Source organism: Sporolituus thermophilus DSM 23256, assembly GCF_900102435.1.
GTDB classification, from domain to species: Bacteria; Bacillota; Negativicutes; order Sporomusales; family Thermosinaceae; genus Thermosinus; species Thermosinus thermophilus.
The window spans coordinates 1-21,495 of the sequence record NZ_FNBU01000029.1; the positions used below are offsets into that span (position 1 = coordinate 1).

The following is a 21,495-nucleotide window of genomic DNA, read 5'->3' on the forward strand; positions in this document are numbered from 1 at the left end:
CTACCCAGCCAGGACGAAGCGTCTTATCTTGTTTGATCAGCTGGTCCATTTTTTCTAAAACCGCCTTGACGATCGTGCGCCCTACGTCATGTAGTTTATTTTGTAACAGCCGCTCAAATTTCTGAAAATCCATCTCATACAATAAACGCTCAAATTCTTTCTCGTCTTCTTCCAACTTCGAAAGGATAACCTCTTTGATATATCGAATAAATACTGTCATGAAGACATCACCCCTGGGTAATCTTTTTGGATTACTCATCCCGTCGAAGGATGGTGATGTCTTCTTCTTTTTTCTTCCTCAAAAATCCTACAGTAATTTTACACTAACCTATGGTAGACCCGTTATGGTATTCTCAGGACGTAGAAGGCCAGCCAGCAGATGATAGCGCCGACCACGGACATGGACAGGCCCCAGATGAGCATGTTGCGGAACAGCTTGGCCTTGTTGTCTTTTTCCGTGGCATTGGCCAGGTAAATGGCGCCGCTGGTGGAAAGAGGGCTCATATCCACCAGGAAGCCGCAGGTAACGATGGTGGAAAGCAGGGGAATCAAATCCTGGGGCGGTGCGCCGATTTTCTGCAGCAATACAGGCGCCAGCGGCAGGAAGGCGGGTAAAACCACCCCGGTGGTACTGGCGTAGGCCGAGATAATTCCCGCGATAATGCCGGCCACAATGTTAACCGTGGCCGGGGTCGATATTTGGGCGATGAGGCCGGCGAAAAGGTCCATGCCGCCGACTTGGCTCATCAGATTTACCAGCACGGTGACACCGGTGACCATCAAAATGGCGCCCCACGGCATTTGTTTGATTGCCTTTTCTTCGTCAACCACGCGCAGGATGGTGAGGATGCTGCCGATCAAAAAGGCGGTCATGCCAATATCGGCATTGAAGAAGCAGACGGCGAGGATATAGCCGGCGATACCGGCCATGGTCAGCCACTGGTCCCGGGTAAAGGGCTCGATTTCAATATTGGCCAGCGCCATCCGCTGGCCCTGGTCTTTTACGCGCCACAGCTTGAGCCCGCCAAAGACGACGTAAGCTATGATGGTGGCGATAAAGTGACCGATCACGTTGTTGAGCCACAGGATGCCAGCCACGTCCAAGCCCATTTTGCTCGTCACGCCCGCGGCAATGACGCCGCCGACAGCAATGGGCGACATGCCGCCGGCATGGCCGCCGTTACCCACCACAACGGCCATGAGCAGCGGGTTTATCCCCAGCTCGCTAGCCAGAAGCATCACCGTCGGCGCCATCAGGGCCGCCGTTACCGTCGGGCCCGGGCCCATGGCCGCGAGAATAACGGCAACGAAGAACAAGACGATGGGTAGTAGCGCAACATTGCCCCGCACGGCCTTGATGACATATTTGGCGATCTTGTTCAGGGTGCCGTTATTTTGGGCGATGGAAAACAAAAAAGTGGTACCGGCCAGCATAATCAACAGGTTAGTAGGATAGCCTTTTAAAATTTCGCTGACCTTGATGCCGCCGATATAGTGGCCGACAATCAGCGAAAAGCCAATCGACATGGTACCAATATTAAGAGTGGAAATACAGCTGATCAAGATGGCAATCAACAGGGCAATAAGGGAAATTACCGGTAGTGACAACATGCTCTAAATTGCCTCCTTCTCCGGCTGGCGCCGCTATGGTCTAAGGACGATTTTAATGGCGGCATCATCCTTGTCGGCCAGGTCGAACGCCGCTTTGATGTCATCCAGGCGGAACTCGTGCGTGATAAGCGGTTTAATGTCCACCAGTCCCTGCACGACCGGGCGCAGCGCCGCCGGCGTCCAGACATAGCGCTCATGCCAGGTATGATGGACCAGACAGGTATTGATAAACTCGAGGCCGTCGTCATGCCAGCGGCTGATATTGAGCCGTACCGGTTGCGTCACCCAGCTGTAGAAAACAAACTTGCCGTTATGCCGGATAATGTCCGAAGCAAGGTTAAACGAGCTCTCGGTCCCGGCCGCTTCCACCACTACGTCGGCGCCCTGACCGTTGGTCAGCGCCATGACAATCTCCCGGGCGTCATCGCGTTTCAGATTGATCGTAACATCGGCTCCCAGCCGTTTGGCCAAGTCCAGCTTACCGTCCAGCACGTCGGCGACCACCACTTGGGCGGCGCCTTTTTTCTTGGCGCACTGGGCGATGATCTGACCGGCGAAGCCGGCGCCGAGCACGACCACCACATCCCCCAGCTGCACCCCTGAATTCAGCCCGGAGTACATGGCGCAGGCGATGGGTTCGCCCAGGCTGGCCAGGTCCATGTCCAGCCCTTCCGGCACCGGCTGGAGCTGCCATGCTTTGGCCACAAAATACTCGGCAAAATTGTTATTCCAGCCGAAGCACATGACTTTGTCGCCTACCTGCAAATCGCTCACCCTGGCCCCGACCTCGACCACCGTGCCGCCGCTCTCATGCCCCAGGTAAAAGGGGAATTTCGGTTCCTGGCGGAACTCAGCCGTCTTGGGCGGCAGCTGGCCCCGGTAGAAGCTCTTGTCCGAGCCGCAGATGCCTACCAGATGGTTTTTTACGATCACTTCATCTTCGCCGCAGACCAGTTCCCGTTCGATAAGGTCGATGTCGTAGGGCCCCCGTAGTACGGCCGCCTTGGTGATAACAGCCATAACTATCCTTCCTCTCCCGTTTATTTACATATATTTACATAGCAAGCAAGTCGGCAAAACCAAATTCCGGCGCCAACAGCCGCCCGGCTGCCCTAACCTCTGCCTGGCGGATAACCAGCCCGCCGAGCACCCCTGCCTGGCGGATGTCGCCGATGCACAACACGCCGCAGACGATTTTGTCGCGGATAACCAACTTTTTGTAATTATCACCCTGTGCGGAAACGAGAATGTCGTCGCCGGGCTCGCCTTCGACGTCGCCGACCGAAATAAGCGGCAGACCCGCTACTTCCACCGCGTTCATCGCTGGGACCGGCAGATAAGCCGCCTTCCTGCCGGCCATGTTGCTGGCGGCAACTTGCCCCTGCTCGACCGCCACCGGCCAGCGGGCCGGGACGGAATATCCCCCGGAGAAATCCGGCGCTTCGGCGACATCGCCGGCAGCATAGATGTCAGGCCGTGACGTCTGGAGAAAGCGGTCGACGACGATACCGCGGCGCACTTCCAGTCCGGCCTGCCTGGCCAACTCGGCCTCAGGCCGGACGCCGACCGCCACCACCGCCAGGTCACAGGCCAGCATCTGGCCGGAAACTTTTACCCCGACAATGGCGCCGTCCTCAGTGGCGATGCCTTCCACTACCGCCCCGGTCATGACTGCAACGCCCTTTTCCGCGATGCGGCGGGCCACGATTGCGCCGGCGGCCGCGTCCACCTGGCGGGGCAAAACGCGCGGCAGCTTTTCGACAAGGGTGACGGCCAGCCCCCGCGCCGCAAGGGCCAGGGCCGTCTTGACGCCGATCAGGCCGGCGCCGATGACCACGGCTGTGCGCGCCCCGGCGGCGGCCCGGATGATGGCTCCTGCCTGGGTCATCGTCCAGAGGGTATACACCCCCTTAGCCTCAAGGCCGGTGATGGGCGGCAGGACGGGCACCGATCCTGTCGCCACCAACAGTTTCTCATATTCCAGACATTCGCCGCCGGCCAACCGGACGGTCTTCTTTTCCGGAATAATCGCCGTGACCATCTCGCCCATCCGGCAGGATATTCCCAGTTCGGCAAACCGTTCTTTGGTCTGCAGCATCGCTGCCGACGGCGGGTAATACCCGGCGATAATGTCGGGCAAATCGACGCGGCTGTAAAAATAATCGGTTTCCTTGGTTATTACCGTTATCGCCTTTTTCCCGTCCAGCTGCCGCAGGGTATTGGCGGCCGCCGTCCCGGCCGCCCCCTGACCAATTATGACATACATCCCCATCGCCTCCGGTCGTTATTTGGCGGCGGCAACTTCGGCCAACGCCTGCGGCAGTTGCCGCAAATCGGCAAGCGGCAGCAGCCGCTCCTCTCCGTGAAGGCCGCTGACCTCCATCGCTTCGCCCAGGCCGAGGAAGGTAACAATGCCTTGGCCGGCAAAACCGACGGCCGTAGCCAAAACTTTGCCATGGGTAACCTCTGGCATAACGGCAGTTACCGGAAGGCCGCTCGCTTGCAGCACCCCGGCCAGGCGCAAAAATTCACCGGCATCATGACAGGAACCAACCGTAAGTACCGCCGGGACACCGGGCGGCAGTACCTGGCGCAGCGCCTCGCCTTCAGCGGCATCCGGACGGCACAGCCCGGCTTTGGCCAGGGCCACACCGGCGCAGCCGGCGGTGACAAGCAGGTAACCGTCGGCGAGCAGGTCTTGCGCCAACCGGACAATCGCCGCATCCTGGGTAGCGGCTAACTGACCGCAGCCGCCGAGATAGATAGCCCCGCGGACAATCCCTTGGCCATAGCCTTTTACCAGGTTGGCCGCTACCGCCGCGCTGCTTTTTGCCGTATAGCCCGCCTGGACGGCGGCGGACGCTGCGGGAATGTATGTCTTTCTGCCATTGCGGCAACGGAAGGCTTCTTGCGCCATGGCGACAAGTTGCGCGGCAGCCTGGTCGTCCCGGACATCCCTGGCCTTGACCACCGGCACATTCAGCCGCTTGGCGAGGGACACTGCCGCCGGCATGACGCACTGAGCACCAACAACCAGCAGGTCAACGGCGCCGGTCAACAGCGGCGTTTCCTGGGACTGGTAATTGGTCAGGGCCGGCAAATAACGGGGGCCGCTCAATTCATTGCCGCACATGGCAACTATGTTGACCGTCCCAGAGCGTTCTGCCGCCTGAACGAGTAACTCAACCACTTGGGGCGCAATATGCCCGTGCAGGACAATGTTGGGCATCTCAGCTTTGAGCGTTCCCAGACCGGCCCCGGTGACCCCCGGTGCTGCCTGACCGCACATGCGCTCCTTCACTTCGGCGATTGCCGCGAGCGCTTGGACGGCGGCCCGCCCGGCCGCCGCCAGCCGCTCCCCGCCGTCAGCGGACGCCAGCATGTCATCGCCAGGGCTCACTACCGCTTCCCACATATCCTGGCTAACCGAAGCGCCAAATTCGGCGGCCAATTGCACGAGACCGGCGGCGCCGTCGGTCACTTTCCGGAGAAAATAGCCGGCCGCCAGTGCTGTTTGGTCCCGGCCGCAGATGGTGCGCTGCTCGGCCTGGGCAAAGGGATTAACGCGGCACGGGCCGTCATAGCAGTCGCCGCAGCAGATACTCAGTCGGCCGAACCCGCATAGGGGCTGCATGGCTTCGGCCCGGTCCCAGGTAAGCTCAGTCTGACTGCGGTACGCTTTCATAATCATTTGGTTAACCGCCGCATCGGCTGATTTCTTGCGCACTTGTTTCATCGTCTACTCATCCTCCCGCACGAAATCTAGGCTGACAACATTCGTCCGGCCCACGCCTGGCGCTTGTTTAACAAAGACGGCAATGCGGCCGCGCCTGGCCGCCAGCGCTTTCTCATACGCCGCCTCATCCCTGTAATAAAGCGCGCCGGTGGGACAAGCGGCCACACAGGCCGGCTCCTCCATCTCCACGCAGGCGTCGCACTTATGGGCTACCTTGTACGCAGGCAGCGGCGTCACCGCCCCGAACGGGCAGACCATGACGCACATCCAGCAGCCCCGGCATTGGGACTGATCAACATAAACCGTTTGCCACTCGTCATTTCGCCGCATCGCGCCCGACGGGCAGGCCTTCAGGCAGGCCGCGTCCTGGCAGTGCCGGCACTGGAGCGGGAAACTGGCCCCGGTCGGCCCGGATACTCCTACCCGCGCTACCGGTTTGGGATTTTCCCGGACGGCCCCGACCAGTGTTTTGGCGACTGAATTCCGTTCCACGGCGCATTGCAGTTCACAGGTTTTGCAACCCAGACATTTATCACGGTCAACCCATATCCGTTTCATACCATCCACCGTCCTTTACCGCCTGTCGGCCGGTTAGGCAATCCTAACCCCCCACAGGCATAAAATTTCTTCAAGCATGGCAGCGGCCCGGCTCGGGTTAAACACGCCGCACTGACACGGTTTGGCCAGTTCTTCGGCCGCTTCCCGGACGGTACGCCGGCCGGCCTTGATATCCTCGATCATTTTCTTTACCAGACTGAACGCAACCATCCCGTGGCCGCACATCGTCGTAAAGCGCAGGATATCCTCGTCGGGCAGCCGTTCGGTCTTACCCCAGATACCAAGCGACGTCTCGCAGGTATGGCGGTCGACGCCTGCCTGGCGGCAGCATTCGTGCACGTCGTCGAGCAGCCCGGAAATGATGACCGACACGCCCAGGTCGGCGTCCTTGACCGCCTTGAGAGCCTTAATCAGCGCCTCCCGGTTGTCAAACACGCCATGGACAATGGAGGTGTCCTTGGTATTGCCGATGATGGTTTCCGGGGAAGTGATAAAGGAATTGCCGGTTTTCATGTCGCCAAGGTTCACCGGGTTGAACTGGCGGATAATCTCGAGAAAGCGCTGCAGTTTGGCATGGGACCCCGCTTCGTTGATCCCTTTGGCCGACATGGCAAAAATGACATAATCGTTTTGCAGGCTGTCAGGTGTGCCGCGCCGGTGCAATGTATGGCTCATTGCCGCACCTCCTCCACAAACAGGGGCCTGCCCAGCCCCACGTTGGTCTTGCCGTTGGGCGTGGGCTGCACGCCGGCCGCTTGCGCCAGCTCAAAGGCCGGCAGCGTGTCGCCGGGGTGGACCTTGCAGGTCAGGTCGAAACTGCACACGGTATTGATCTCCTTAGTAACCCTCCGGACAGCGTCAATGACCTCCGGCACGCGGGCCAGCGGCACCGTCATTTCGATAATGGCCGACAGCACCTTTTCGTCCATTACTTCCGGATGCATTTTGCCGGTCTTCTTATCCACCATCAGGCCGGTAAGGGGGTTTTTCGGCTCAAACGTGATGTCGCCCAGGGCCGCAATGGCCATGGCCACTTTTTCAATGTCGGTAAAACGCGCTCCCGTGCCCGGCCGGCCCATTTCCACGGCCATGCCGGCCTCGCCCCACTTAAAGCGGCCGGTAACATCGTTGGTTTTCATTTCTTCGGTCCCCCGCCCGGGGATCCGGGTCTCCTTATGTTCCACCAGGGGATTGCTGAACGTGCCGCGCACCGACCGGGGCCACTGCGGCACCGGCTCATAGAGTGCATCGCCCGGGCAGACTTGGGCGCGGAAACACACGCCGCAGTCTACGCATTCGTGCTGGTCAACCTCGGCCACCACCCGGCCGCGGTCGTCGCGGGTAAAGCGGATCGCCCCCATCGTGCAGTACGCCCGGCAGCGTCCGCAACCCAAACACTTTGTCCCATCGACCTTCACCGCTTGCGTCTCCTTTCCTCGCATGTATGGAATTTTTACCGTTTCACTACAAAAGCAAATTTCGTGCCAATATTTGTAATTTTTTAAAAAGAAAAAAATACAGGCCACCGTGCCTGTATTTGCAATTATTGTTAATTTGTTCACTTTCCCGGGCGGTGGCCGAGGGACGCACCAGGGCCCACCCTATTATTTCATTTGTTTCAATTGTTTCAAATAGCTATTCCCCTACCTGGTATTGCTTGAGACGCCGCCACAGTGTCGTCCGACTGATGCCGAGCCTGGCCGCGGCCCGGCCGTAATGGTAGTCCGCTTCTTCCAGCGCTTTCAGCAGGATGGCCCGGTTAAGGTCGACATCATTGGCTCCGGCAAGCGCCGCGGCCGGCCCGGCCGTCTCGTTTATCGCCTTTCTCCTGCCTGTCTCCCCGGTAAGGACAGCCGCAATGTCGCGCGCCCCGATAACCGGACCGCTGGCCAAGACCGCCAGCCGCTCGGCAATATTGCGCAACTCCCGTACATTGCCCGGCCAGTGATACCGGCAGAGCATAACCTGGGCGTCAGGGTCGATTTCCTTGACCGGCCGGTTGGACCGCAGACAATATAGCCTGAGGAAATGCCGCATGAGAGGGATAATATCCTCCTGCCGCTCCCTAAGCGGCGGAAGGACCAGTTTCAACACGTCCACCCGGTAGTAAAGGTCCTGGCGGAACAGACCGGCCTGCATCATTTGGTACAGGTCGCGGTTAGTCGCGGCAATAATGCGGACATCGACCGGAATGACCCGGTCGTCGCCAAGGCGCATAATCTCCCGTTCCTGCAGGACCCTGAGCAGCCGTCCCTGCAGTTTGGGGGAGATTTCCGAGATTTCATCGAGAAAAATCGTGCCGCCGTGGGCCAGTTCAAACAAGCCCATCTTGCCGCCGCGCGCCGCGCCGGTAAATGCCCCTTCGGCGTAGCCGAACAGTTCGCTTTCCAGCAGGTTTTCCGGCAAAGCGGCGCAGTTGACGGCTACGAACGGCCCCTTGCGGCGGCTGCTGGCGTTATGAATGCTCTGGGCGAAAATCTCCTTGCCCGTTCCTGTTTCGCCGGTGATTAAAACATTGGAGTTTACCTTGCTGAACTCGCGGGCGGTGGCGATTGTCCGGCGGATGGCCGGACTGTCGCCCAGGATATCGTCAAACGTCAACCGGGCGACAAGGCCGCGTTTATAGATTTTCTGCCTGATTTTCCCCTCCAAGGCCTGAATATCGGCTACCGGCTGAAAAGTCGCCACTGCCCCGACCGTCTGGTTTCCGATGATGATGGGTACCCGGTTGACGGCCAGCTGCTGTCCGTTCACTGTTTCGATCTCACCGAGTTCGGCCCGGCCGGATGCCAGCACCCGGCTCAGGCCCAACTGGGGCAACAACTTGTCAACCGGCCGGCCGACCGCCTCCCCGGGCAGGCCGGTTATTTTCATGGCGGCGGCATTCACCAAATTAATGGCGCCGGCGGCATCCACCGTAATAATGCCCTCGGTCGAGTAGTCGAGAATGGCGCGGAATTGTTCGCTGCGCTCCTGCTCCTGGCGCCGCACGCGCGCGACCCGTTTCGCTTCCCGCAGGGCATGATAGATCGCTTCCCGGCCGGTTTCGATAAACACGGTTTTAAGGCCCAGGCGTTCGGCAATCTGCGTCGACATTACCCCGCCGATGACGATATCGACCCCGCTGGTTTTAAGGTCGCGGATGCTCTGTTCGGCGTCATCCTCTTCCCGGACCTCGACCACCGCCAGTTTAATGTCCATAATGTCTTCGATGCTTTTGGCCCCGTAGATCATGTCCTTAGAACCAACGATAGCGATTCTGGTCGCGGCAAAGCGTTGTTGGCAGGCTTTGACGGCCCGCAGGATGTCGTAGCCGCTCACCGGCATATCCACCACCGGCGTATCGCCCATCAGCCGCTTTAAAGCAGCGGCCGTCACCCCGCGGGCCACGACAACGTCGGTGCTGATATCCCGCCGCCGGGCAATCCCCCGTACCCCGGTGGCGAAAATAATATCAAGCTCCCAGCCCGGATCATTCTGTTCCTGAAACGTCTGCTCCACAACCGCCCGCATTTGGGGATATGGTATTATAACCGTTATCTTGCCCACGCTCTCCCCTCCGCTTAGAAAAAAGCCCCCGCAGGGGCTTTTTTCGCACCGCAAATGACCATCGGGATTGCCCGCCGTAGCCGGGCAGCGCGGCAGGCCGGGGCTTAATCCGTCGCGGCCGTACGGCGCCGCTCGGCCCATTCCCGCAGCTTAAGCACATAGTCCTCGGCAAAGGCGGCCAGGTCCTGGCCGTGGCTAGCCGCATCGGCCGGCGTAAGGGTGGTAATGGCCATCTCGTCATAGTAAACCGTCATATTGGTATCGTCACTGGTCAAGTAGAAGTAGTCACCAGACAACTCAGGATAACGCCGGGCCACCTGATAGAGGGCGCCGGCGGTAAAGTAGGCGCGGTACACCGGTTTGTAGTTATTATAGGAGCTGAGAAAAGCCGGCAACTGCCAGGCGCCGTCCACGACCTGGGCGCCTTTGTCGGTGACGATGACCTGGGGCCGGATATTATCTTTTTTTATGTACGCTTGCAGGCGCCCCAGCCGCGCTTCCGGCTCAGGGTGGGAAGAAAAGATGCCGTAACTGGGTTTCTTCTCCAAATCAGCCAGCTTCTGCATGCCCATAATCATGCTGTAGGGGCTGTAGCCCGCCCGCGTGCTGTATAGGTAGCCGAGATAATCGGCCTCCCGCTCATCATCGCGGCTATAGCCGGCCATGATGGCGTTGTAGGCCAGGTTCTGCAAAACCGCCGCCCGGTCGCCCAAAATGGCGCCAAAAATCAGGCTTACGGCCAGACTCTTTTCCATCTGGCGCACACTGTGCCGTTTAACGACATGCCCCAATTCATGGCCCAGGACACCGGCCAGTTCGTCATCGGACGGCATATAGTCAACCAGGCCCTTAAACACGTAAATAAACCCGCCCGGCAGGGCCAGGGCATTGACTTCCTTGGAATTAAGCACCTTAAAGGTATAAGGCAGTTCCTTGCGGTCACACACCGCGACCAGGCGGGCGCCAATCTGGGCAATGCGCTCCTGTAAGGCCGGGTCATCGGCCAGACCGTATTTCTTTTCTAACTCTTTGGCCACGTCGCGGCCAATCGATATTTCCTCTTTGGTGCTGATGAGCGCCGCTTCGGCCGGCGCCGGACCCGCCAGGCCAAACGCCAAAACCAGCATGAGGACAAAGCCGACAATTTTCCGTTTCAGGAGAAACATTCCTTTCCCTCCTCCGCTTGGGGATAACTTCGCCTTCAGCCATAGCAAATCCTGCCGCCGTTGCCGCTCTGTTCCACTTGGTGTATAAAGATGACAAATGTGGACACTTTATACTTGGGATTTTCTTGGGGAAAGGAAGACATAACATGACCAGTCAGCGCATCCTGGCGGCCGGCGGCCTGCTGCTCTTTCTGCTGAGCACGGCTTACAGCGTTTATTATGATGTTTTTCTCCGGCAAGAACAGCATTTAGCGCTTTTATACAACCTGGACATGGCGCTCAATATGGCAACCAAAGGCGACCTTACGATGGCTAGCGCCTTTGCCCGTGACTACGCCGGGTTCGCCCAGGCCGCGTACTACCATGCCCGTATCCCGGTGCATCTGGCGGCGGCCGGCGCCATGACCGCCGTCCCGCTCTGGCTGGCCGGCAAACTGGACGTGAGCGAACGTATGAAGCGCGTGCTGTCACTCTTTCTTGTCACCGGCGGCCTGGTCCTGGCCGCCGGTGACTGGCTGCAGGCCATTGGCCAGCTGCCAATCGGCCGCTACCTAACTTTTGCCGGCTATACCTGGCTGCTGCTCGGGCTTTTAGGCTATACCCTCTACGCTGCCCTCTTCGCCTGGCTGAACGCCGCGCCCAAACCGCGTCGGAGGCAAAAGTCATGCTGACGCGCCGCGCGTTTCTCAAATTATGCAGCAGCGCTGCCCTTTCCCTTACTCTGACCGAACAGCTCTACCCCCTGGTGCAGGAAGTTTATGCCGCAAAGCCGTCAGCCAAGCCACCGGTCGTCTGGCTGGAGCTGGGCGGCTGCACCGGCAACTCCATTTCGCTGGATAACGCCGTTAATCCCACCTTGTACCAGCTGCTGTTCGATATGATTGACCTCCGCTACCACTGGCTGCTCAACGCCGCCCAGGGGACGCAGGTCATTGACCTTTTGTACAATACGGTGGAACGCGAAGCAGGAAACTTTTGGCTTATCGTGGAAGGCGCGGTCATGACGGCGGCGGACGGCAAGTTTGACATGCTGTTTACGGACAGGCAGGGCAACATCGTCACCGGTCTGACGGCCGTGCGCGCAATCGCCCCCAAGGCTAAATATATTATTGCCGTAGGCGATTGCGCCTGTTTTGGCGGCCCCTCCGCCGCCCATCCCAATCCGGGCGGGGCCAAGGGGGTGTGGGAAGTAGTCGGCCAGACCGTCATCAATATCCCGGGCTGCCCAGCCCACCCCGACTGGATAACCGGCACTTTGACCCACCTGCTACTATACGGTATGCCCCAGCTGGACGCTTATAACCGGCCCAAGATGTTTTTCGGCAAAACCATCCACGAGCTGTGCCAGCGGCGGCAGCAGTTCGAAGACGGCATTTTCGCCGCCTTTCCCGGCGATGACGGTTGCCTCTACAAAGTAGGCTGCAAGGGCCCGGTCACCCATGCCGACTGTCCGCTGCGCCAGTGGAACCATTATGTCAACTGGCCGGTCAAAGCCGGCACGCCGTGCATCGGCTGCGCCAGTCCCCATTTCCCTGACGGCTTAATGCCCTTTTACAACTACCTGCCCGATATCCGCACGCCGGCGGTGACCGTCAGCGCCGTCAAAACCGGCGCCGCCGTGGCTGCCCTGGGCGCGGGCGCGGTGGGCACCCATTTGGCGGCCAGCATTTTCGCCCGCCGCATCCACAAGCATTTCGTTGAGGGCACCAAGCCGAGCGACCCCACGCCGCCGGAGAACCTGGAACAGGTTAAGCAGGAACTGGACGACCTCATTCGCCAGCAAAACGCGCTCATGGCCGAAACCAAAAAATTGGAAAGCTACCGCGCGGCCAGGCGCCGCAAATCGTTCTTCCGCCGCCTGGCCGATTTCTGGCGCACCGAAAACAAAGACGGAAAGGAACGGTAGCATGGCCGTCAAAACGCTTTTTCCCGTTACCCGCATCCATGAGCCCATCCGAGTAGATGTAGACGTCCAGGGCGGCAAAGTCGTCGATGCCTGGATTGGCGCCAGCCTGTTCCGCGGCTTCGAGACCATTCTCACCGGTCGGGACGTGCGCGATGCCCCGTTGTTTGTCCAGCGCATCTGCGGCATCTGTTCCAGCGCCCACGCCGTCGCTGCCGCTGCGGCGCTTGCTAACGCCTGTCGCGTCCAGCCCACCCCCGCCGGGCAGTACTTGATTAGTCTCATCATGGCCGCCGATTTTCTGCAAAACCACCTGCGTCATTTTTATCTCCTCGTGCTGCCCGACTATGTGACCGGGCCGGACATCGCGCCGTTTTTTCCGCGCCCCAAAGGCGACTTTCGCCTGCCCCAAAAACTCAACGACGAGATTTTCAGCCATGTGCGCCACGCCCTCGACCTGGCCGCCCGCGCCCATGAAATGATGGCCCTGTTTGGCGCCAAGGCGCCCCACCAGCAGACCATTATGCCTACCGGCGTGACCGAGCGGGCTGCCACCGAACGGCTGATGGCCTATGGCGCTATCCTGCGCGAAATTAAAGAATGGGTAGAAAAGGTCTACCTGCCGGACGTGCTAACCATCGCCGAGTACTATCAAGACTATTTCACCATCGGCCGGGGCTATGGCCATCTCATGTCCTACGGTGGTTTTCCCGAACCGGTAACCGGCCAGCAAACCTTTCCCGCCGGCATGGTGGAAAACGGCGGTCTACCCCAGCCCCTTGACCCGGCCCGCATCACCGAAAACATTCACTACGGCTGGTATCGCGACGACCGGGAAAACCGTCACCCCACCGAAGGCCGTACCATTCCCGCCCCGGAAAAGTCAGAAGCCTACTCGTGGAGCAAGGCGCCGCGCTACGGCGCCCTGCCGGTCGAATCCGGCCCGCTGGCCCGGGCGTGGATCAGCGGCGAGTACCGGCGCGGCATCTCGGTCATGGACCGCCTGCTCGCCCGGGCCAGAGAAGCGCTCAAAATCTGCCAGGCAGCCCAGGGCTGGCTGGAGCGGATAACTCCCGGCGCGCCCACCCTGGCGCCCTATACCCCGCCGCCCCAAGGCGAAGGCGTTGCCCTGATGGAAGCCATGCGCGGCGCGCTGGGGCACTGGCTGCGCTACCAGGACGGCAAAATCAGCCATTACCAGGTCGTCACGCCGACGGCCTGGAATTTCTCGCCCCGGGACAATCTGGGCCAGCGCGGCCCGGTCGAGCAGGCCCTCATTGGCACTCCGGTCGCCGACCCGGACAGCCTGATTGAAGTGGGCCGCGTCATCCGCTCCTTTGACCCCTGTTTCACCTGCGCTGCCCACCTCATTACCGCCCCGCCGGACAAAGTAGTGATTGTTTGAACCACAAAAATACCCCGGCCGGGACTTCGCCGTCCCCCCGGGGTATTGCTTTTTCTTATCCATAAATATTCTGCTTATCCAACAACTTCACCAAGCTTGCCACATCATAGACCGGAGCCTGGCAAGCGAAGTTCTGACAGATATAGGCTGTAGCCCGACCATCTTTCGCCGTCTTGTCAATCGCATAGGGAAACAGCTTAGCAATATCTTCGCTGCCAGCGTGGAAGACAACGACAGCGCCTGGGACAAAACTTTCCTCCGCCGCCTTTAGCATGGCCTGGGTAGTAGGGTCACTGGCCTCACCGGCAATTACCACATGCAGGGGTGGCGTGAGATACAGTTGCAATGCCATCATATAGAAACTGTACCCGGCCGGATAGCGGCTAACGGCTGACGAAAACGCCGCCAGTGTTTGCTCCGCCAGCAGTGCGTACTCCTCCCGCTCCGTCAGCCGGGAAAGCTTGATTAGCATCGCGGCCGCAACAGAATTGCCTGACGGCAAAGCGCCGTCATAGATTTCTTTAGGACGGACAATCAGCTCTTCATTGTCAATGCCGGTAAAGAAAAAACCGCCGCCCTCCTCATCCCAAAACAGCGCTTTCATCTGCTCGGCCAACACCAGCGCCTTTTCCACATACTCCGCCGCATAGGTGGTCTGATACATTTCTAATAGTGCCCACAGCAGAAAGGCATAGTCGTCAAGCTGCGCCAAATGCGCCGCCTCACCGTCCCGATAGCGTGCTAGCAGGCGACCGTCAGGCCGGACAAGCTGGCGGTAAATGAAACTAAGAGCCTTCGCGGCGGCGTGACGGTATTTGGCCTCTCCAGTGGCGCGGGCAGCTTTGGCCATGGCCGCGATCATGAGGGCATTCCAGGCTGTCAGCACCTTGTCATCTTTGAAGGGATGAATCCGTTTTTCCCGCAGGTTGTAAAACGTTATTCGGCATCTTTCCAGCAACTGGGCCAATTCCTGCTCAGTCATATTATGTCTGGCTGCAACCGTCCTCAGGTCTTTGCCTATATAGTTCATGATGCTTTGGCCGTGTTCAAAATTGCCGGCAGGCGTAATATCATAGAAGTCCGCAAATATCTTGCCGTCCTTTTCGCCCAGAAGATCCAGCACTTCGTCATACCGAAAGACGTAAAACTTGCCTTCCACCCCTTCCGAATCGGCATCTTCGGCCGAGTAAAAGCCTCCCTCTAGCGAGGTCATATCCCGCAGCACATAGGTCAAAATCTCTTCGGCTACTTGCCGGAAATCAGCGTTGCCTGTACACTGCCAAGCCTCCAGATAGGTATAGCAGAGAAGGGCATTGTCATAGAGCATTTTCTCAAAGTGAGGGACAAGCCATTTAGCATCCGTGGAATACCGGGCAAACCCGAATCCCAAATGATCATAAATACCGCCCTGGCGCATAGCCTCAAGCGTTGTTTCCACCATAGCAAGGGCCTTTTTTTCACCCTTCTGCCGCCAGTAGCGGAGCAAAAACATGAGATTATGCGGCACAGGAAACTTGGGAGCGGAACCGAAGCCGCCATACCGTTCATCAAATGTTCGTTCGAACTGGGTATAAGCTTGGTCAAGCAGCGCCGCCGTCAGCTGTCCGGGCTGGCCTTTGCCTGCAACATTGGCTTTCAGCGACTCGGCAATCTTGTTACCCTGCCACACTACTAGCTCACGGTTGTTCTGCCACTCCTTATGTACTGACCGCAGCACATCCATCAGCCCCGGCCGGCCCCATTTACTCTCCTTCGGAAAATAGGTGCCCGCAAAGAACGGCTTTTTATCAGAAGTGAGCAGCACCGTCAGCGGCCAGCCGCCGCTCCCCGTCATAGCCTGACAGACGGTCATATAAATTTGGTCAATATCAGGACGCTCCTCGCGGTCAACTTTAATGGAAACAAAATGTTTATTGAGATAAGCTGCCACTTCGTCATCTTCGAAGGATTCCCGTTCCATGACGTGGCACCAGTGGCAGGTAGAGTAGCCTATGCTTAGAAATACCGGTTTGTCTTCTGCCTTGGCTTTGGCGAAGGCTTCCTCGCTCCAAGGGTACCAATCCACCGGGTTGTAGGCATGCTGGAGGAGATATGGGGATTTTTCATTAATTAATCTATTGGGACTTTTGTCCATTAAAACACCTCCAAAATTTCAGTTCCACAACATGACAATTTCATGTTTTTAGTATGTACAAAAAAAGTATCAGCAGTGCTGATACTCAGACTGTCGACAAAGTATTGTCCGGCAGTCTTTTTCAATTACCAACCTTTTCAAATTTAACGGACCCGTCCTAACTCCTACTTCGTGATGGTGATCCTCAAAAAAGTCGGTATTTGTTGATATTTCGTGTACGTGACTGTCTCCAAACAGTATTACTTCACTTGTTACCCCGGCAAAACGGTGATTATGCGAACATAAAACGAAACCCTGGAAAACCAGGGCTTCGCAAAAAAATTTACCATTTCTTATCATCGTCACACTTATCACAAGACTTCTTGCCGCTACAGAAAATATTGATGATGCAGTGGCCATCATGTTTTTTGTCGTCATCCTTGTCATCGTGCTTAAAATCGTCGCAGAAAATGTTTATGACGCAGTTACCATCATGTTTCTTGTCGTCATCCTTGCCGTCGTGCTTCATATCGTTGCAGAAAATGTTGATAACGCACTTGTTATTATCCTTCTTGTCATGACAATTGTCTTTCCAGTCATTTCCTCTGGTATCCTCTCCCATTAGAGCACCTCCTTTCCGTTATATTGTAATTTTATGCAATATATAACCTTAATGTTACAGAGTGCCCCTTAAATCAATAAGACCATGGAAGCCGGCTGCGCAAATATAAAAATGAACCCCCGGAAAAACCAGGGCTTATATAGTGAAACCCACTTTTTTCCCTCCTCAAATATATTTTTTATTAATACATAATATTCGTCGAAGTAAAATAAGGTAATATTACAAATAAATCTCGCGCCTGATAAAAATATCTCCCTAATTGGGGCTATTCTCTTTTACTAAGCTCTTTGTCAATGTAAAGCAGAGCTCCGCTCTTTTCCGGGGATCATTTTTGAGTTTCTCGAAAATTTCGCCTGCCGAAGCTTCTTCTTCCACCTGCTCATTGATGAACCATTGCAGGAAGATCTGCGGCATAATCCTTTTCCGCTAAAGCTATCTCCAGTGCCTTCGCTACTCCAGTGCGTTTCCAATAGCGCAACAGGAACATCAAGTTATGCGGCGCAGGAAATTTTGGCGCGGTCCCAAAACCACCATAGTCAGCATCAGAATAGCGTGTGAATTGCTCGTATGCTTTATCCAATATTTCAGCCGTTAACTTGCCCCTGCCGCGACGGCGGTTCTCAATATCGATCAGCCGCGTGATCCGGTCACTGGAATTGACCAAGGTCTCCCGGTTGGTCTGCCACTGCTCTTTAACCGTGTTGAGATTAGAGATAATTCCGGGCCTACCCCACTTGTTCTCCTTGGTAAAATAGGTGCCGACAAAGAAGGGCTTCTTGTCCGGCGTCATGATGATGGTGAGCGGCCATCCGCCCTGCCCTGTGAGCGCCCTAGCACACTGCCATATAAATATGGCTCCTGTATATCCTGTGCCATGCATTTAATAGACTCCGCAACAAAGCGGCACATAGAATAAGGTCATACACTTTTTCTTATCGTACGGCATATCATATATTACTAAGAATACGGGAGGAATAAGCATGGCTAAGCCCACCTGTTCCCCAGCTAAAGCCAGTTATGGCTGTCACCCTTCATGTATGCCTGATATGGATGAGTGCCCAAATCATCCTGATTTATATTTACTTAGAGACGCCGCAGCGGATGAGCGCGGGGCGATTGCAGACTATCTGACTTGTGCAGCTGAAACTTGTTTAGAGATCTTTTTAGATGTAGCCGAAGATGAAATGCGGCATTATGTGGAAACAATGAGGCTTATATCCCTATTTGATCCGGTACAGGCGGAGATGCTGGAGGAGCAAGACCTAGATTTTCTGGTGATGAAACGGCCAGGTAAACCAAAATGGCCACCTACTAAAAAGGCCCAATATAAACAAGACGTTGAGGTAGTCTCCCCAAATAAAAAAGACCTGCCCGCAATACATTGCTTAACAAAAGCCATCCAAGATGAACTGCATGCGATAAATAAATATCAACGATATATGAACGAAGCCGAAGATCCTCGCGTAAAGAATCATTTTTGCGAACTCATGAACGATGAAAAGGAACATGTCGCAGAATTCACTGCCGCCTTGTTTAAGTTGACTCACGAACCTCTACCAGAGGAAACCGATTGATCAATGAACCATCATTACCAATGGTCCCCTCATATGTGTACCGATCGTTTCATGGTAATAAAATTGATCTCAGAAGACCTAAAGGAAATGCCTAGCTTTCAGCAAGGCACTTCCTTTCGCGTTTTCACCTCAATTTTCGTACCAATTATCCCATGAATAATCCTGCCGGGATTTTTCAGTGCTGGTACTTAGAAATTTCTTGTTTGAAGGAGGCCTTTTGTGTTCATGGACTAGCAGTTTCAGATTTTATGCCAGTGCCAGGGTGGGACGGCAGGTTTTCATTTTTTGCTACTCAGCCGGTGGTACAGACGCCGTGTATATGGCCCAGCGCATTTGTGGCATTTGCTCTACGGCACACGGTGCTGTCGCAAGTTACCTCCTGGACGAATTATACGACAACGACATTGACGAAAACGCCCAGTATTTACGAAACATTATGTTCGCGGCCGATTTTCTACAAAACCATATCCGCCACTTCTACTTCTTTGGATTGCCTGACTTTGTCATCATGCCGAAGCAACCACCTTTTGTGAGCCAAAATTGCTATGACTGCCGCCTCGATGACGAAGATAACCGACGCTTAGCAGGCCATTACATCGAAGCCGTCAAGGCGGCCGAAAAAAGCCACCAGATTTTGGCCCTGTTCGGCGGCAAAGCGCCGCATCAGCATAGTTTCGTGCATGGAGGGGTTGCGGTATCACCTACGGCGGATAAAATTAACCAGGCCGTTGCGCTTAACCGTGATATCCACGATTTTGTCCAACGGTACATGATTCCTGACACCGAGTTAATCGCCCGTTGCTACGAGGACTACTACCATATCGGGAAAACCCCCGGCCGCTTCTTATCTTTCGGCCTATTCCGTTTCGGCCGGAAAAACGACCAAGTACTCTGGAAAGCTGGCGTTCTCGACAATGGCAGGTTAACTCAGCCAGAGCTGAATTTGATACAAGAAGATATCACAAAAGCGTGGTTCGAGCGGGCGAAATGGATGGAGGAAGGAGAAGTACGCCCCGCCCCACGTAAACCAGGCGCCTATACTTGGACTAAAGCCGTACTCTACCGTGGGCAACATTACGAAGGTGGCCCTTTAGCCCGCATGACGATAAACGGTTTTTATAGAGGCGGCACATCCACAATGGACCGAATTGTGGCCCGCTCTTTAGAAACTCTTTTTATAACGGAACTCATGGAAAAATGGTTACATAAGTTAAAACCCGGCAAACCACCGATCAACCAAAAGAAGGAGCTTGTTCGTAGCCAAGCCATCGCCGTAACCGATGCCATGCGCGGGGCGTTACTCCATTGTGCCTATGTTGAAGGTGAACAGGTGGAAAAGTACGATATCATCACCCCGACAGCTTGGAACTTTTCCCCTAAAAACAATTCTGGTAATCGAGGGCCGGCGGAAAACGCTCTTGTCGGCACGGTAATTCCATCTCCCGAGCTCAAGTATGTAATCCCTGGCCGTATCATCCGGTCGTTCGACCCCTGTATTTCCTGTGCCACTCATTTTGTGGAATATCGCACGAACAATGCCAACAAAACGCTTACCGGTAAATCCGTTTAGGAATTGCCTTTGCTTGACATGCCGGCCGTCATACCGTATTGTTTTAGTAGGTTAAAGCCATTCACCGTTTTCGCTGCTTATGTTTCATAATAGCGCATTAACAAACGAGGGATAGCAACCAAGAGAAGGAGCCGCCGGTCATGTGTATAATTTTATTCGCTTATCGTCACCACCCTCGGTATTGGTTGATAATGGCCGCCAACCGGGATGAGTTTTACCGCCGCCCCAGCGCACCGGCTCACTTTTGGCCAGACTGGCCGGCGATACTCGCCGGCCGCGACCTTGAGCATATGGGCACATGGCTGGGCATAACGAAAAACGGCCGCTTGGCGGCACTGACCAATTACCGGGACCCGACCAGCTACCGCCCGGACGCCCTGTCACGCGGCAAACTGGTCAGCGGCTACCTGGGCAGCGACCAGCCGCCACCGGCGTACCTGGCGGCAGTCGACCGCCAGGCCGGTCAGTACAACGGCTTCAACCTGCTGGTCGGCGACACGGCCGGGCTATGGTACTATTCTAACCGGCACAATACCATTATTTCGGTTGCTCCCGGCATCCACGGCCTTAGCAACCACTTGCTGAACACACCTTGGCCGAAAATAGTCGCAGGGCGCCAAAAACTGGCCGCTTGCTTGGCAGCCGACGACGTCGAGGAGGACAATCTCTGGGACATTCTCGCCGACAGACAGCCAGCGCCGGATCATGAGCTGCCTGCGACCGGCGTCAGTTTGGAGCTTGAACGCGCCTTTTCGCCTATATTTGTCGCTACCCCGGACTACGGCACCCGCACGGGCACCCTGCTGCTGATTGACTATGCCGGCAATGTCCGGTTCCTGGAAAAGACCTATTCTCCCGCCGGGGACAGCATCGCAACCAGGGAATATAGCTTTAAGCTGCGGCAGCGGCCGCAATAAAAAAATTCGGCGAGACTTTGCCATCCCGCCGGGTACTGTTAGCATGACCGCCGTATTTTGGGACGGAAAAAGTTTAGTGCGCAGCGATAAATTTATCAAGCTCGGCATGCCACTCATCCGGCTCGAAAGTCCCCGGGAAAGTATCTTCCCCGAACAAAAGGTCAACTATATACCGGGGTTTTTTACCGCCGATGTACATGGCTTTACAACAGGACACGCAATATACGACCACATCTTCAACCGGCATTTCGGCCGCCCGCTTTTTCATCTGCTCTTTTACCTGCTCCACCGGCAGCACCCCGTAGTAACTGTCGCCGCAGCAAGTGCCCTCTGTCCGCGTCTTAGCCGGTTCCACAACATTTATGTTCATTTTCTTGAGTAGCGTCCTAATCGCGTTATGAACTCTTTCCTGGTGGCGGGTGGGACAAGCGTCCAGTATCGTCATGCTTTTCCCCTGGTAATCAGGGAACTGGAACGCCTTGCTTTCGGTCAGCACTTCCCAAAGCGATACTGTAGTTATGCCCTCATAAAGCTCCCGATACCGCCTGTCGCATCCTGGACAGGTGTTTATCACCTGGGTGCCTGCCGGCAGCTTCGGTTCATGCCGGCAGCAAAGCAAATGTTCCTCAATGTCGCCTAAATCTTGGTTTAAAAATTCAAACATTTTTTTGCCAAGCTGCGGCTTGTATATCATCAATGCGCAGCCGGGCGCAAACACTTTTTTCATGTCATACCTCCGCGTTGCGTTATAGTATTATAAAAACATCTTAC

At 56.2% G+C, this 21,495-nt stretch carries 20 protein-coding genes and 1 pseudogene; 6 read left to right on the forward strand and 15 right to left on the reverse strand.

All coding sequences use genetic code 11. The annotated features are described in order from the left end of the window. From BLQ99_RS13235 to BLQ99_RS13280, 10 genes and pseudogenes are all read right to left on the reverse strand, one after another. Positions 1 to 220: pseudogene (locus BLQ99_RS13235) on the reverse strand (ISLre2 family transposase); the annotation flags it as partial. 122 nt (positions 221 to 342) lie between these two features. Beyond that, positions 343 to 1,611, reverse strand: coding sequence for an SLC13 family permease (locus BLQ99_RS13240; RefSeq protein WP_093691753.1), 1,269 nt, complete (start codon positions 1,609 to 1,611; stop codon positions 343 to 345). A 33-nt stretch (positions 1,612 to 1,644) separates the two neighbouring features. Beyond that, positions 1,645 to 2,631: a zinc-dependent alcohol dehydrogenase gene (locus BLQ99_RS13245; protein WP_093691755.1), complete on the reverse strand. Its 987-nt coding sequence runs from the start codon at positions 2,629 to 2,631 to the stop codon at positions 1,645 to 1,647. A 34-nt stretch (positions 2,632 to 2,665) separates the two neighbouring features. Beyond that, complete coding sequence (locus tag BLQ99_RS13250; RefSeq protein ID WP_171904687.1) at positions 2,666 to 3,877, reverse strand: NAD(P)/FAD-dependent oxidoreductase; 1,212 nt, start codon at positions 3,875 to 3,877, stop codon at positions 2,666 to 2,668. 18 nt (positions 3,878 to 3,895) lie between these two features. Then, positions 3,896 to 5,347 carry an anaerobic carbon-monoxide dehydrogenase catalytic subunit gene (locus BLQ99_RS13255; RefSeq protein ID WP_093691759.1) on the reverse strand — a complete coding sequence of 484 codons (1,452 nt, stop codon included), beginning with the start codon at positions 5,345 to 5,347 and terminating at the stop codon, positions 3,896 to 3,898. A gap of 3 nt (positions 5,348 to 5,350) precedes the next feature. Beyond that, entirely contained in the window at positions 5,351 to 5,905 is a 555-nt protein-coding gene (locus BLQ99_RS13260; protein WP_093691761.1) for a 4Fe-4S dicluster domain-containing protein, read from the reverse strand. A gap of 33 nt (positions 5,906 to 5,938) precedes the next feature. Then, the gene (locus BLQ99_RS13265) at positions 5,939 to 6,580 is read right to left on the reverse strand and encodes a hypothetical protein (RefSeq protein WP_093691763.1); all 642 of its coding nucleotides are present in this window, start codon (positions 6,578 to 6,580) and stop codon (positions 5,939 to 5,941) included. Further along, a complete protein-coding gene (locus BLQ99_RS13270; protein WP_093691819.1) occupies positions 6,577 to 7,323 on the reverse strand; it encodes a 4Fe-4S dicluster domain-containing protein in 747 nt (248 codons plus the stop codon). The genes BLQ99_RS13265 and BLQ99_RS13270 overlap by 4 nt, the downstream gene beginning before the upstream one ends. A 217-nt stretch (positions 7,324 to 7,540) precedes the next feature. Continuing rightward, complete coding sequence (locus tag BLQ99_RS13275) at positions 7,541 to 9,454, reverse strand: sigma 54-interacting transcriptional regulator (RefSeq protein ID WP_171904688.1); 1,914 nt, start codon at positions 9,452 to 9,454, stop codon at positions 7,541 to 7,543. 104 nt (positions 9,455 to 9,558) lie between these two features. Next, positions 9,559 to 10,620, reverse strand: a complete 1,062-nt coding sequence (locus BLQ99_RS13280; protein WP_093691765.1) for a M48 family metallopeptidase — start codon at positions 10,618 to 10,620, stop codon at positions 9,559 to 9,561. A 146-nt stretch (positions 10,621 to 10,766) separates the two neighbouring features. Between BLQ99_RS13280 and BLQ99_RS13285 the strand changes: the two genes are divergently transcribed. From BLQ99_RS13285 to BLQ99_RS13295, 3 genes are read left to right on the forward strand one after another with little or no spacing between them, the layout of a single operon-like run. After that, a complete protein-coding gene (locus BLQ99_RS13285; protein WP_093691767.1) occupies positions 10,767 to 11,291 on the forward strand; it encodes a hypothetical protein in 525 nt (174 codons plus the stop codon). After that, a complete protein-coding gene (locus BLQ99_RS13290) occupies positions 11,285 to 12,526 on the forward strand; it encodes a hydrogenase small subunit (protein ID WP_093691769.1) in 1,242 nt (413 codons plus the stop codon). Before BLQ99_RS13285 ends, BLQ99_RS13290 begins: the two co-directional genes overlap by 7 nt. Position 12,527: 1 nt before the next feature. Then, positions 12,528 to 13,928, forward strand: a complete 1,401-nt coding sequence (locus BLQ99_RS13295) for a nickel-dependent hydrogenase large subunit (RefSeq protein ID WP_093691771.1) — start codon at positions 12,528 to 12,530, stop codon at positions 13,926 to 13,928. A 55-nt stretch (positions 13,929 to 13,983) separates the two neighbouring features. Here the strand turns inward: BLQ99_RS13295 and BLQ99_RS13300 are convergent, their stop codons facing one another. From BLQ99_RS13300 to BLQ99_RS15205, 4 genes are all read right to left on the reverse strand, one after another. Beyond that, entirely contained in the window at positions 13,984 to 16,062 is a 2,079-nt protein-coding gene (locus tag BLQ99_RS13300) for a thioredoxin domain-containing protein (protein WP_093691773.1), read from the reverse strand. A 69-nt stretch (positions 16,063 to 16,131) separates the two neighbouring features. After that, positions 16,132 to 16,488 carry a YmaF family protein gene (locus BLQ99_RS15450; RefSeq protein ID WP_425440881.1) on the reverse strand — a complete coding sequence of 119 codons (357 nt, stop codon included), beginning with the start codon at positions 16,486 to 16,488 and terminating at the stop codon, positions 16,132 to 16,134. Next, positions 16,385 to 16,663, reverse strand: coding sequence for a hypothetical protein (locus BLQ99_RS14975; protein WP_171904686.1), 279 nt, complete (start codon positions 16,661 to 16,663; stop codon positions 16,385 to 16,387). Before BLQ99_RS14975 ends, BLQ99_RS15450 begins: the two co-directional genes overlap by 104 nt. 379 nt (positions 16,664 to 17,042) lie before the next feature. Next, positions 17,043 to 17,543 carry a DUF255 domain-containing protein gene (locus BLQ99_RS15205; protein ID WP_093691779.1) on the reverse strand — a complete coding sequence of 167 codons (501 nt, stop codon included), beginning with the start codon at positions 17,541 to 17,543 and terminating at the stop codon, positions 17,043 to 17,045. Positions 17,544 to 17,643: 100 nt separating this feature from the next. Here BLQ99_RS15205 and BLQ99_RS13320 point away from each other — a divergent pair, with 100 nt between their 5' ends. The 3 genes from BLQ99_RS13320 (at position 17,644) to BLQ99_RS13330 (ending at position 20,724) form a co-directional block, all read left to right on the forward strand. Then, complete coding sequence (locus BLQ99_RS13320; protein ID WP_093691781.1) at positions 17,644 to 18,237, forward strand: ferritin-like domain-containing protein; 594 nt, start codon at positions 17,644 to 17,646, stop codon at positions 18,235 to 18,237. A 313-nt stretch (positions 18,238 to 18,550) separates the two neighbouring features. Next, positions 18,551 to 19,807: a nickel-dependent hydrogenase large subunit gene (locus BLQ99_RS13325; protein ID WP_216093672.1), complete on the forward strand. Its 1,257-nt coding sequence runs from the start codon at positions 18,551 to 18,553 to the stop codon at positions 19,805 to 19,807. Positions 19,808 to 19,947: 140 nt separating this feature from the next. Further along, complete coding sequence (locus BLQ99_RS13330; RefSeq protein ID WP_093691783.1) at positions 19,948 to 20,724, forward strand: NRDE family protein; 777 nt, start codon at positions 19,948 to 19,950, stop codon at positions 20,722 to 20,724. 73 nt (positions 20,725 to 20,797) lie between these two features. Here the strand turns inward: BLQ99_RS13330 and BLQ99_RS13335 are convergent, their stop codons facing one another. Beyond that, positions 20,798 to 21,451: a (Fe-S)-binding protein gene (locus tag BLQ99_RS13335; protein WP_093691785.1), complete on the reverse strand. Its 654-nt coding sequence runs from the start codon at positions 21,449 to 21,451 to the stop codon at positions 20,798 to 20,800. Positions 21,452 to 21,495 lie beyond the last annotated feature (44 nt).